Source organism: Streptomyces sp. V4I23, assembly GCF_030817975.1.
Classification (GTDB): domain Bacteria; phylum Actinomycetota; class Actinomycetes; order Streptomycetales; family Streptomycetaceae; genus Streptomyces.
This window is the reverse complement of the sequence record NZ_JAUSZW010000004.1, coordinates 6080754-6093129: the sequence shown is the minus strand read 5'-3', so window position 1 is coordinate 6093129 and position 12376 is coordinate 6080754. Positions and strand designations below refer to the sequence as shown.

General features: G+C 71.2%; 9 protein-coding genes. 4 read left to right on the top strand and 5 right to left on the bottom strand.

Going from position 1 to position 12376, the window contains the following annotated elements:
- Window positions 1–146: 146 nt before the first annotated feature.
- Entirely contained in the window at window positions 147–1340 is a 1194-nt protein-coding gene (locus QFZ82_RS29935) for an MFS transporter (RefSeq protein ID WP_307716103.1), read from the top strand.
- A 156-nt stretch (window positions 1341–1496) separates the two neighbouring features.
- Here QFZ82_RS29935 and QFZ82_RS29930 read toward each other — a convergent pair whose 3' ends face one another.
- From QFZ82_RS29930 to QFZ82_RS29915, 4 genes are all read right to left on the bottom strand, one after another.
- Complete coding sequence (locus tag QFZ82_RS29930; RefSeq protein WP_307716102.1) at window positions 1497–4223, bottom strand: molybdopterin-dependent oxidoreductase; 2727 nt, start codon at window positions 4221–4223, stop codon at window positions 1497–1499.
- On the bottom strand, window positions 4220–5047 hold the full coding sequence (locus QFZ82_RS29925) for an FAD binding domain-containing protein (RefSeq protein ID WP_307716101.1): 828 nt from the start codon (window positions 5045–5047) through the stop codon (window positions 4220–4222). The genes QFZ82_RS29930 and QFZ82_RS29925 overlap by 4 nt, the downstream gene beginning before the upstream one ends.
- Before the next feature lie 273 nt (window positions 5048–5320).
- On the bottom strand, window positions 5321–6475 hold the full coding sequence (locus QFZ82_RS29920) for a hypothetical protein (RefSeq protein WP_307716100.1): 1155 nt from the start codon (window positions 6473–6475) through the stop codon (window positions 5321–5323).
- Window positions 6472–7431, bottom strand: coding sequence for a 5-dehydro-4-deoxyglucarate dehydratase (locus tag QFZ82_RS29915; protein ID WP_307716099.1), 960 nt, complete (start codon window positions 7429–7431; stop codon window positions 6472–6474). Before QFZ82_RS29915 ends, QFZ82_RS29920 begins: the two co-directional genes overlap by 4 nt.
- Window positions 7432–7671: 240 nt before the next feature.
- On the opposite strand from QFZ82_RS29915, the gene QFZ82_RS29910 reads away from it, so the two are divergent.
- From QFZ82_RS29910 to QFZ82_RS29900, 3 genes are read left to right on the top strand one after another with little or no spacing between them, the layout of a single operon-like run.
- A complete protein-coding gene (locus QFZ82_RS29910) occupies window positions 7672–8496 on the top strand; it encodes an NAD(P)-dependent oxidoreductase (protein WP_307716098.1) in 825 nt (274 codons plus the stop codon).
- A 44-nt stretch (window positions 8497–8540) separates the two neighbouring features.
- Window positions 8541–8759 carry a hypothetical protein gene (locus tag QFZ82_RS29905; protein ID WP_307716097.1) on the top strand — a complete coding sequence of 73 codons (219 nt, stop codon included), beginning with the start codon at window positions 8541–8543 and terminating at the stop codon, window positions 8757–8759.
- A 45-nt stretch (window positions 8760–8804) separates the two neighbouring features.
- Complete coding sequence (locus tag QFZ82_RS29900; RefSeq protein WP_307716096.1) at window positions 8805–10043, top strand: TerD family protein; 1239 nt, start codon at window positions 8805–8807, stop codon at window positions 10041–10043.
- 45 nt (window positions 10044–10088) lie between these two features.
- Here the strand turns inward: QFZ82_RS29900 and QFZ82_RS29895 are convergent, their stop codons facing one another.
- Window positions 10089–11717 carry a TROVE domain-containing protein gene (locus QFZ82_RS29895; RefSeq protein ID WP_307716095.1) on the bottom strand — a complete coding sequence of 543 codons (1629 nt, stop codon included), beginning with the start codon at window positions 11715–11717 and terminating at the stop codon, window positions 10089–10091.
- Window positions 11718–12376: the final 659 nt, after the last annotated feature.

Below are 12376 nucleotides of genomic sequence, written 5' to 3'. Positions count from 1 at the left end.
GGGCGTGGTGCGTCACGTCCGCGAGGGCTGTGACGGGGGCTCGCGGAAAAGACGCCTCCTACGGCGACTGCCCCATGTCGCGGGAGGGCCTCAGGTGTCACCGTGACCGCGGGGGCCGAGCGGCGGCCGGGAAGCGGAGGGCGTACGTGCGCTGGACGGGGGGAGCGGTGCTCCGTGACCGCACCGCGAGGCTGTATCTGTCCGGAGTGGTCGTCTCCGGTTTCGGCTCGTCCGCGATGTGGCTCGCCGCCGGAATCTGGGTCAAGTCGCTCACGGGGTCCGACTCCCTGGCGGCGCTCACGACGTTCATGATGTGGGCGCCGACGCTGATCGGCCCGCTGCTCGGCACCGTGGCCGACCGGTTCCGCCGCCGGCCGCTGCTGATCTGCTCGAACCTCGCAACGGCCGTCCTGCTGCTCCCGGTGCTCGCCGTGGACTCGGCGGAACGCGTGTGGATCCTGTTCGCGGTACTTGTCCTGTACGGGGCGGGCTCGGTGGTGCACGACGCGGCCGAGGCCGGGCTCATCGCGGCCGCCGTGGACGGCCGGCTCCTCGGCGACTTCAACGGCCTGCGGACGACCGCGAACGAGGGCATGAAACTTTTCGCGCCGCTGACGGGCGCGGCGCTGTTCACCAGCTTCGGGGGCCCCTCGGTGGCGGTGCTGGACATGGTGTCGTTCGCCGTGGCGGCGGGGATCTTCGCGCTGCTGCGGGTGCATGAGGAGAAGCCGGTACGGCGGGCGGCCGGGGACGGACTGCTCGAAGGGGCGCGCCGGGTGTGGGGTTCGCCGGCGCTGCGGCCGCTGGTCCTCGGCGGTGCGGCGGCGATGGGGCTGGCAGGCCTGAACGGCGCACTGGTCTTCGCCGTGGCGGACACGGTGCTGGACCGCTCCCCCGCGTTCGTCGGCGTGCTGTACACGGCGCAGGGTGTGGGCTCGGTGCTGAGCGGGCTGCTGGCGGGACCGCTGCTGCGCAGGCTCGGGGAGCGGGGCTTCGCGGCAGCCGGTGTCGCGGTGTTCGCGACGGCGGCCGCGCTGCGGATGCTGCCGTACGACGCGGCGGCCCTGGTGTGCAGCGCGGCGATCGGCCTGGGGCTGCCGTCCGTGCTGATCGCGGCGATGACGGCGGTCCAGCGGGAGACGCCGGACACCGTCGTGGGCCGCACGGCGGCGACGGCGAGCACCCTGATGTTCGTCCCGAACGCGGTGACACTCGCGGTGGGCGCGGGGCTGGTGGCGTTCCTCGACGTCCGCGCCCTGCTCCTCGCGATCGGCGCCCTCGGCCTCCTCACGGCCCTGCTCCTGACCCGCCGAACCCAGTACCCCAGTGCGGCTTCGTGATCTATGGGCGGGACCGATGGCGCTCGGGCGTCGCCAGGTCAGGGCAGCGTCCGGGTCAGGGTCGTCACGACGTAGAAGACAACGACCCAGAACACGGTCACCGCGGCCACGCCGCCGATGATTGCCGTCGCAGCGGCTTCTTCGAGCTTTTTGTGTTCATTTGCTCAAGCCCGTCGGCGCCGAACGGTATACGGGGAGCCGGCTGTAGATCCGTTCCGGCGTCAGGGGCAGCGCACGGTAGCGGACGCCCGTGGCGTCATGGAGCGCATTGGCCAGCGCGGGGGCTACCGGGTTGATGCAGCATTCCGCCATCCCCTTCGACCGCATGGGCCCAACGGAATCCGACGAGTCCACCAGGAGCACGTCGGTGCGGGGGATATCGGCGTACGCGGGGATGCGGTAGTTGCGGAAGTTCGGGTTGACCATGCCACCCTCCGCGTCGACCTGGTAGTTCTCGGTCAGCGCGAAGCCGATTCCCTGGGCGACACCGCCTTCGACCTGTCCCCGGACCTGCGCGGGGTTGACGACTCCGCCCGCGTCGGTCGCCTGAACGCTGTAAAGGACACGGATCTCACCCGTCACCCGGTGGACGGCGATCCGGAACCCCTGCGTATTGAAGGTGACGCTTCGGGGCGAGCCGTAGGCCTTGCGGGCGGCGGTGAACCGGATTCCGCGCGCTCGGGCCAGTGCGACGAGCTCGGCCAACGACACGCGCTGCTCGCCGCAGACGACGCCCTCGTCGTCCGTGGAGCACATCACCACATGGACACCCGTGTGCGCGGCAGCGAATTCCAGGATGCGGTCACGCACAGCATTGGCCGCTCGAAGCACTGCGTTGCCCGCCACAAAAAGCCCCGCACTCGCAAAGGCGCCGGTGTCGAATCCCGTGCGGTCGGTGTCGGACTGCACCAGGCGAATCCGCGACGGCGTCGTGCCCAGCTGGTCGGCCGCGATCTGGACATGGGCGGTCGAGGTACCCTCGCCGAATTCCGCTGTTCCGACGGCCACCTCGTACATGAGGTCGTCACCAAGCGTGACCCAGGCCTCTGAGATGTGTTCGGTCGGGGGCGCGGTCGCGTGCAAGGAACTCGCGACGCCGGCCCCGACGAGCCATTCGGGCCCGGGGGACGGCTCACCGGCTGTACGGGCCATGGCCTCGTCCACGAGATCGATGCACTGCGCGAGCCCGTCCTCGGTGAACGTCACGTCGTCGGGCCCGTCATGCATGGCGACGAGCGGATCACCCGGTCGCACGATGTTGCGTCGTCGCAGTTCGAGCGGATCGATGTGCAGTGCGAGTGCCAGTTCATGCATGGCCGATTCCATGGCGAACGCCGGTTGCGTCATCCCGTAACCGCGCAGTGCCCCGCTCGGAACGGTGTTCGTATAGACGGAGAACCCGTCGTACTTCTTGTTGGGGCAGCGGTAGAGCATGACCGCGGCGCCGCCTGCGTACAGCGTTTCGCCGCCGTGGTTGCCGTAGGCGCCGGTGTTCGACACATTGTGGACGTGGATCGCCGTGAGCGTTCCGTCCGCCTTCGCACCGAGCTTGACCGTCACTGTCATCGGATGCCGTGGCGAGGCCGTGGTGAACTCCTCCTCGCGGGTGTACTCGAGGCAGACAGGTCGCCCGGTGTCCAGGGTGGCGAGCGCGACCAGATCCTCCGAGATCACTTCCTGTTTGCCGCCGAAGCCACCGCCGACGCGTTTGCAGAACACGCGGAGCTGGTCCGGGCGCAGCCGGAACAGATACTCGAGTTTGGCTTTCGCGATCGAAGGCGACTGCGAACTGGTGCGGACGTGGAGACGACCGTCCTCCATCCAGGCAATCGATCCGTGCGTCTCGAGATGCGCGTGTTGCACTCGGGGTGACGAGAACGTGCCTTCGTGGACCACGTCGGCTTCGGCGAACCCTGTGTCGACATCGCCGATGTGCGAGTGGACCTCGAGCAGGATGTTGCGCACGGGATCGCGGACGAATGGATCGTACGTACCGTGCAGTTGGGGCGCCCCCTCGGCCATCGCCTCTTCGGGGTCGAATACCGCCGGCATCGACTCGTACTCGACGGCGACCCTTCGGCAGCCCTCTTCTGCCGCCCCGACGGTGTCGGCCAGCACCGCAACAACGCGTTGGCCGACGAAACGGACCGTGTTGTCGAGGATGAAGGTGTCGTCCGGATCGACAAGATGGTCGGTGTGGATCGCCGTGGTAAAACGCCTGCGCGGCACATCTTCCCAGGTGTAGACCCGATGCACACCGGGAACCGCGAGTGCGGCGGTCTTGTCGATCGAGACGATCCGGGCATGCGCGTGTGGTGAGTGCAGCACTTTGAGGTGCAGCATGCCTTCGATATGGGTGTCCATCGTGAACTCGGCGCGACCGGTTACCACGTCGTTCGCTGCCGGCGCGCTGACGCTCGCCCCGACAGCCTTTCCCGGCGCCGCTGCCTCTACACCGACGAGGCCCTTCACGGCATCCTCGATCCCCCGATAGCCGGTGCAGCGGCAGAGGTTGCCGTTCAGCGACCGTGGCAGGTCCGCTTTCTGGGCCTCGGTGAACGTCGCCGACGTCATGATCATCCCTGCGGTACAGAAACCGCACTGGAACCCCGGGGCGTCGCGGAACTGCCGCTGCATCGGATGCAGGTCGCCGGGTGATCCGAGCCCCTCGATCGTCGTCACCTCATGGCCGTCCGCGCGGAAAGCGGGGGTGATGCAACTGTGTACCGGAATGCCGTCCAACCACACCGTGCACGCGCCGCAATCGCCTGCGTCGCAGCCCTTTTTGACACCGTAGTGGCCGAGCGAGCGGAGGAAGGTGCGCAGGCACTGGCCGGGGTCTGGTTCTTCGTCGAAGGCTTTGCCGTTCACGATGCAGGTCATGCCGACCCCCCGGCCATGAGTTCGCGACGCATCTCTTCGGCGAAGTGCTTCGTCAGGTGGCGACGGTGGCCCGGGGTCCCGTTGGGATCGGCGAACCAGACGTCGGCGGGGATGGCGTCGATGCTCTCCTGCAGAGTCCGGGCATCGGGCATGGTGTCGAAAGCAATGCGCACAGGCCGTGCGGTGCCGGCTGTGACGGTGAGCAGCAGGTCGCTGGTCCCCGGCGTCTGCGTACCGATGAGGAATACGGTCGAACGGCCGAGGCGGGTCAGCGTGAAGCGGCGGTGCGCGGTGCGTTTGCGCAGGGCGCGCGCCGGAATATCGATGCGCCGAAGGACTTCTCCGGGAGTAAGAATGTTCCGATGGTCTCCGGTCACGAAGTCGAGGGCATCGACGATACGCGTGGACCCGTCAGGGGCCCACAGCTCGTACGTCGCCTCGAGTGCGACGGTCAGCGTGATCAATGGGCCGGCGGGCAGAGACATGCAGATATTGCCGCCGACGGTCGCCGAGTTCCAGACTTTGAACGAGGAAAGGAACGCCTCGCAGCTTCTCGCGAAAAGGGGGCCCGCGATCCAATCACCTTGCAGCTCGAAGGCATGCAGGTCGCGGATGGTGCATGTTGCGCCGATTTCGAGGCCCGCGCCGCTCGGGACCAGGGGATCCCAGCGCAACGCTGTCAGGTCGATCAGGCGGCGCAGGCTCGGCTGTTCGGCGGAAAACAGCCACGTTCCGCCTGCGAGCCAGGCGTCACCCTCGCGCCAGTCCATGCCTGGCCGATCGGGCGGCCGCCGGATGACTTCGGTGATGGTGTTGAGGTCCATGGGAACTGATCTCCCGCGGAAACGAAATGTCGGCCGCTGCGGCCGAACTGCTCGAACTCGGACCGGCGGGCGCATCAATTCCATTCGAGGATATCGCAGAATGGGCCGGCCTCGCCAAGTCAGGACCTCGGTGTGAAGGGCGCGCGCTCGTCCGGCCGGAGGTGGCCGGCACCCTCGCACGCGCATCAATGCGAACGTGGGTAGCATTTTCCATCGGGCCGATACCTTCCCATGCGACCTGATCCGCCCGGAGCGTGGGCGCGTCAGGTCGCGTCAGGTGAGGTCGGCCAGGGCGGTGCGGACCGCCGTCAGGTCCGCGTCCGACGCCAGCCCCGCGTGGTACAGGCGCAGTTCGGTCGCCCCCGACGCGGCCGCCCTCGCGGCGTCCGCCGCGAGGGTCGCCGGGGAGCCGCCCATCCCCGCGACGACGGTCAGGTTCGCCGCGAGCACGGCGCCGTCCGGCGCGTGGCGCGCGAACGGCTCCAGCAGGCCGGGACCCTGGGCGCACGGCACCACCACACCGTCCGCCACCGACAGGATGTGCGCCGCGTCGACCCCCGCGTTGGCCCCGCAGTGGTGCGCCACCGGGTCGGCGTGGAGCAGGACCTGGAATCCGGGCGGCGCCGCCGCGCGCACCGCGGCGATCGCGGACTCCTGGAACGTACGGGCCGTGTGCGTACGGAACTGAAGGACGGGCGTGGCCAGTTCGGGGCCGAGAAGGCGGTCGCCGGGCGGCGCCGCACCCCGCCAGACCGGTTCGAGCGCCTGCCGCACGGCCCGGGCCAGTCGGTCCGGCGCGATCCCGCGGTCCGCGTAACCCTGTCGGCAGAACGGGCAGAAACAGAGCGACATGAGGTACTGCGCCGCGTCCCCGAGCCCCACCCCCGCGATCTTGTCGTGCGCGTGCAGGTGCGCGAGGCCGTACCAGCCGCAGGACTCCAGCTCGGTGCCGCGCGCGCCGGGCCGCGGCGCCGCCTCGGCCGCGAGGGCGACGAGGTGGTCGCGCACGGCGGGCTGCGCGATGCAGGGCGCCCAGGGATAGCGGTCGCCGTAGGCGTTGACGACGGAGGTGTCCGGTTGCTCCGCGCCCAGGCGGGAGTTGTGCGCCAGGACCACCCAGCTGTGGACGTCGAGGCCGGCGTCCGCGAGGGCGGCCGCCGCCTCGCCGAACGCGTCGCCCGGAGCCCAGTCCCCGGGCCCGTAGGGCCGCAGCCCGCGCCCCGCCCAGTACGCCGGGTCCGGCGGGTAGAGGACGGCCGCGTGCGGGGCGGTGACGATCCGGTGACGCGGGTGGCGCGGGGTCAGGGCCCGGGTGGAGTGGTAGGCCGCGGCGAGCGTCACCTGCCGGACGCCGAGGTCCACGATGCGGGCCGCGGCGTGGGGGTCGCCGGTCACGTCCCAGGGGTAGAGGAACGCGGAGGCCCTCACGCCCGCTCCTCCAGCAGCGCGCGGCCGCGCGCGATCAGCGCCGCGAGCGCGGCGACGTGGTCGGCGGAGGGTTCGGACAGGGGCGGCCGGACCTCGCCGACGGCGAGCCCCTCGAGCCGTACGCCCGCCTTGACGAGCGAGACGGCGTAGCCGGGGCCCTGGTTGCGCAGTTCGACGAGGGGCGCGAAGAAGCCGTCGAGCAGCCGGTTCACGGTCTTGGCGTCGCCGCTCGCCAGGGCCCGGTGGAAGGCGACCGCGATGTCGGGGGCGAAGGCGAAGACGGCGGAGGAGTAGAGGGGGACGCCGATGGCGTGGTAGGCGGGCTCCGTGAGCTCGGCGGTGGGCAGCCCGTTGAAGTACAGGAAGTCGCGCTCGGGCACCTCGGCACGCACCGCGCTCACGATGCGCTGCATCAGGTCGAGGTCGCCGTGGCCGTCCTTGAGGCCGATGATCCGCTCCACTCGGGCGAGTTCGACGACGGCCCGGGGGGTGAAGACGGCGTTGTCGCGCTGGTAGACGATCACGTCGAGGGCGGTGGCGGCGGCGAGCGCGGTGTAGTGGCGCACGAGACCGTCCTGGCCGGCCACGACGAGGTAGGGCGGCATGGCGAGCAGCCCGTCCGCCCCCGCGTCCTCGGCGATGCGCGCGTACTGGACGGCGAGCGCGGTGCCGTATCCCGTGCCGGCGAGGACCGGGGCCTCTCCGGCGCTCTCCTCGACGGCCGCCTCGACGCACAGACGGAACTCGTCCGGGGACAGGGCGTGGAACTCCCCGGTGCCGCAGCAGGCGAAGACCGCGGCGGCACCGGCGTCGATGCCGCCCCGCACATGGGCACGGAACGCACCGAGATCGATGCCGCCGTCCGGCGCGTACGCGGTGACGGGGAAGAACAGCGGGCCCCGACCCCGGCTGAGCCGGGCTGCGAGGGCGTCGGCGGCGAGCGGATCTGAGGTCACGGGCGCTCCCTGGGCCGTGCACCGAGCCCGACAGCTCCGTGCATCATTATGTTCGATGTCCATATTTCTGAACGCTGCCACGCTAGGACAGCGAAAGTGCGCCGGTCAAGACGCCAACCCGCGACCCAGGGACGCGATTGCGCTCGTCACGAGCGACTTGACGCTGCACGCGCGGCCTCCCTAGCGTGTCCACGCATGTGAATACCGCCCACGCATCTGAGCATTCGAGGAGAACCGCCCATGCCCGCTCCCCGTACCGTCCTGCTCACCGGCGCGGCCGGCGGCCTCGGCACGCTGATGCGCGGACTCCTGCCCGCCTACGGCTACGAACTGCGCCTCCTCGACATCGCGCCCGTCGAGGGAGAGCCGGACGCCGTCGTCGCCGATCTCGCCGACACCGAGGCGCTGCGGGAGGCCGTACGGGGCGTCGACGCGATCCTCCACCTGGCGGGCATCTCACTGGAGTCGTCGTTCGACAAGATCCTCAAGGCCAACATCCAGGGCACGTACCACCTCTACGAGGCAGCCCGCGAGGAGGGCGTGCGCCGGGTGGTCTTCGCCTCCAGCAACCACGCGGTCGGCTTCACCCCCCGCCCCCTCCAGGACGCGCCCGTCGGCCCGGAGGCGCTGATCCCGGTCGCGACACCCCACCGCCCCGACACCTTCTACGGCCTCTCCAAGTGCTTCGGCGAGGACCTCGCCCAGCTCTACTGGGACCAGCACGGACTGGAGACCGTCTCCGTGCGCATCGGCTCCTGCTTCGAGGAGCCGACCTCCGTCCGGATGCTGTCGGTGTGGATGAGCCCCGCCGACGGCGCCCGCCTCTTCCACGCCGCGCTGACCGCCGAGAACGTCGGCCACACGATCGTCTACGGCTCCTCGGCCAACACCCGCCTGTGGTGGGACCTGTCGACGGCCCGGGCGCTGGGCTACACACCGCAGGACGACTCGGAGGAGTACGCCGCCGAGCTGGTGGCCGAGCAGGGCGAACTGGACCCGGACAGGCGCGACCACGCCTTCCTCGGCGGCCACTTCGTGACCGACCCGCCGGTGTGGCCGCGCTGAAATCGGCGTGCGGTGCCGGGCCGGTGCCCGCCGGGATGTCGGTCATGGCCAAACCTTTCGGATTCGTCCACACCGAGCGCGCCGACGGCACCGTCGTGATCACCCACCGCGGCCGCACCGCCGGCACGCTGCGCGGTGACCGCGCCGCCGCGTTCCTCGCCGAGGTGACGGCCGGGGACGCCCAGCTGGTCATGGCCCGCTGGACGGGCGCGTACAAGTTCGGCAACGAGCGGGCCGCGCGCAACCACCCCCGTAACCGGTGACGACGGTAAGGGAACGGTAAAGCGGTCTCGCTCGTTACCCCTGGCATGACAGCTATGACCCCCGGCTCGAACATTCCCCTGGCCACCGCCCGTGTGGCGGTGGACGTCGCCGCCCCGGTGCGGCTCGACGTATCGGGCCTGCTGCTCACCGCCGACGGCAAGGTGCGCTCCGACGACGACTTCATCTTCTACAACCAGCCGCAGGGCCCCGGCGTCACCTACCGCTCGGGCGGGGGCACCGCCCCGGACGCGATCGTCGTGGACACCGCGGCCGTCCCGCCCGGCATCGAGAAGATCGTCGTGACGGCCAGCCCGGATGCCGCGGGACAGACCTTCCAGGGCATCGAGCCGACCGCGACCATCCGCAACGCGGACGACGGCAGCGCGATCGCCACCTTCACGCCGCCGCAGCTGGGCGCCGAGACCGCGCTGGTGGTCGTCGAGATCTACCTGCGGAACGGCGCCTGGAAGGCCCGCGCGGTCGGCCAGGGCTATGCGAACGGCCTGGCCGGCATCGCCACCGACTTCGGCGTCTCGGTCGACGAGGAGCCCGCGGCCGCCCCGGCCCCCGCGCCGGTGCCCGCTCCCGCTCCGGCCCCCGCCGCGCCCCCCATGCCCGCCCCCGCGGCTCCCGACCCGCGCATCGCCGCCGCCGCACCGCCGCCGCCGGCAGCGCCGCCCGCCCCCGCCGCACCGGCCGCCACCGGGAAGATCAACCTCGACAAGGGCCGCGTCAGCCTGCAGAAGAACCAGACCGTCTCCCTCGTCAAGGGCGGCCGCCCGCTGCTCTCGCAGGTGAAGATGGGCCTCGGCTGGGAGCCCGCGTTCCGCGGCAAGGACATCGACCTCGACGCCTCGGTCATCGCCTACGGCCCCAGCCGCAATCACCTGGACAGCTGCTACTTCGGCAAGCTGTCCATCCTGGGCGGCTCCATCAAGCACTCCGGCGACAATCTGACCGGCGAGGGCGCAGGGGACGACGAGGTCATCGTCGTCGACCTCGGCCGGCTGCCCGCCGACGCGACGGGCCTCGTCTTCACGGTGAACTCCTTCTCCGGGCAGAAGTTCACCGAGGTCGCCAAGGCCTACTGCCGCCTGATCGACGCCGCCACCGGGGAGGAGCTGGTCCGCTTCGACCTCACGAGCGCCGAGCCGCAGACCGGCGTGATGATGGCCAAGCTGATCAAGCAGTTCTCCGGGGAGTGGGAGATGACCGCGATGGGCGACTTCGTGAAGTCCCGCACGGTGCGCGGCATGGTCAAGCCGGCGGCACAGGCTCTGTGACGCCCGCACCACCGGGGACGTCCTCGCGGCGTCCCCGGCGGCCGCTCACCTCCAGGGCCAGTCGGCCGACATCCCCTGCTCGATGAGGGGCACCATCCGGAAGGCGGCATCGGTCAGCCCGCCGAAGGTGTGCCGGTTGGCGCCGCCCGAGGGACCGTGGCCCACCTGGTAGCCCGCCAGGTTCCAGGTGTAGACGGGGACACGGGCCGGGACCTGGGCGGTGGGATCGCCGCAGTGGTGGTACGCGGCCTGCTCGTCGGTGACGATCAGTACGCGGTCGTGGCTCCGGTAGTGCGCCCGCACGGCTGCGGTGGTGTTGGTGCCGCCGAGCATGCCGAAGCGCTCCAGCACCTTCAGCACCGACTCACCCTTCGTGTACGCCACCGGGCTGTGGCCCGTGCCGAACTGGACGAGGTCCGCCTTCTCGGCGCGCATCGCGACGGCCGTGCCGAAGATCGCCGCCGCGTCGGCGCGGCTGAGCTCCGAGCGGTCGGACAGCGGCGACCACATCGACCCCGAGCGGTCGACGAGTACCAGCGTCCGCCCCGGCAGCGCGGGCACGTTCGCCAGCGAGTGTCCGAGGGCCACCTCCAGCGGGTACGCCCAGCGGAGCGACGGGGCGTGCTGGTACGCGGCGAGGTAGCGGAAGGGGAACTGCCGTGACCCGGCGACCGCTTCGGGGTCCGAGATCCGCGCCGCGACCTGTGCGGCCACTTCGTCCGAGACACCGGCCTCGTTGAAGTTCCGGAGGTTGCGGACCAGTGCCATCGGCCCCATGGAGGGGATGACGGCCTCCCAGGCCGCCGCGTCCATCGGTCCCTGGAGCCAGCCCGCCAGCGCCTCCCACGTCATGCCCGCCGCGGCCAGGCGCTCCGCACCGCCGGGCGCGACGACGGCGGCCCGCCGCTCCCCCACGGGCAGCTCCATCAGCTCCTGGTGCGCCGTGAGCACCGGCAGTGAGGCGGGCGGCTCGGCGCGGTCGGCGTGGTGCCTGCGGTCGAGCGCGTACCGGAACAGGTCGCCCTGCCAGGGCTTCGCGGGATCCGGCGAGGCGTGCACCAGATTGAGCACGTCGCCGAAGCGGTACCCCTTGCTCGCGGTGTCGTACTTGAGCAGCGACCGGGCCCCGTACAGCCGCCGCACGGCGTCCGCGACACCGCGCTTGACGGGCTTGGGCACGGTGCGGCCGTACCGCGACGTCCAGTACGCGAGCAGTTCGCCGGGCTCGCCGGCGCGCTGCAGCACGGAGTCGACGACCCGGCGGTTGTACCCGCCCCGGGTGGCGCCCGCCGCGAGTCGCGCGTGCACGAACTCGGCGGCGCCCACGATCGACGCGGTCCGCATGTGGGCGCGGCTCCGCAGCCAGCCGAGCAGCTCGGCGGTCCACTGCGGGTCCTCGACGGCGAGCCTGCGCACGAGCGCGGCGAACCGGTCGTCGCGGTCGCCGGCCGCCTCGTAAAAGGTCCGCTGGCCCACGAAGTCGGCCAGCGCGAGCAGATAGAGCTCGGAGTGCGGGTCCCGCTGGAACCCGGCGGCTCCCTCGTACGTGCGAAGGACGGGAAACGCGGCCGGGGCGGGCCGACTGGAGCGCACGTGGGAATGCGGTGCGGGTTCCTCGTCCAGATAGAGAACGCGGCCGCCGGGGCCGACGTAGGAATACGGTGCGGCTTCCATGCGGGCCGCGGCGCTGTTGAAGCGAGTGATAGGAAATCCCCCCGAATTTCCGGAGATGTACACCGGGCGCACGGGAAACGGGCGCCTCACGAAACTGCGCCTCCCGAGATCCAGGATGGCAGCGGCGTCTTTTTGTCAGAGGAAGTAGCCGCGGCCGGCGCACCGGGAGGTGCAGCTCGTGGTGACGACTCTAGAAAACGGGACGCCGGGCGCGCCACGTATTTTCCGGCGCAGGGAATCATGAGGGCTGACGCCCCCTACCCCCGGGGCGGCGGCTTCGCGCCCCTTCCCGAAACCTGGGGCTGCGCCCCGGGCCCCTGCCGGGCGGAAGGCGCACCTGGGGCCAACGCCCCCACACCCCCCGCCGCTTCGCGCCACGGGGCTTCTCCCCTCCGCCCTCTGCCCGGAACCGGGGCTCGGCCCCAGCCCCTGCGGGGCGGGGTAGAACACGGGACTGCCGCCGCGGCGCCTCCGGCGCCCCGCCCCTCCCCCACCTGAGGACTGCGCCCCAGCAGGGGCGGGGACTCATGGGGGCTGACGCCCCAGACACCCGGCCGCGGCGGCTCCGCGCCGCGTGCCCCGAGACGGGCCGCGGCCACCGTCCCCGCGGTACCACCGGCTTCCACCATCGCCTCCACCGGCGGGGGTTGGGGACCGCA

What these genes read in the sequence shown, in the direction of transcription:
- QFZ82_RS29905 (WP_307716097.1), top strand. Translation starts at nt 8,541, where the DNA reads ATGGCCAAACCTTTCGGATTCGTCCACACCGAGCGCGCCGACGGCACC.
- QFZ82_RS29925 (WP_307716101.1), bottom strand. Translation starts at nt 5,047, where the DNA reads ATGGACCTCAACACCATCACCGAAGTCATCCGGCGGCCGCCCGATCGG.
- QFZ82_RS29895 (WP_307716095.1), bottom strand. Translation starts at nt 11,717, where the DNA reads ATGGAAGCCGCACCGTATTCCTACGTCGGCCCCGGCGGCCGCGTTCTC.
- QFZ82_RS29910 (WP_307716098.1), top strand. Translation starts at nt 7,672, where the DNA reads ATGCCCGCTCCCCGTACCGTCCTGCTCACCGGCGCGGCCGGCGGCCTC.
- QFZ82_RS29930 (WP_307716102.1), bottom strand. Translation starts at nt 4,223, where the DNA reads ATGACCTGCATCGTGAACGGCAAAGCCTTCGACGAAGAACCAGACCCC.
- QFZ82_RS29900 (WP_307716096.1), top strand. Translation starts at nt 8,805, where the DNA reads ATGACAGCTATGACCCCCGGCTCGAACATTCCCCTGGCCACCGCCCGT.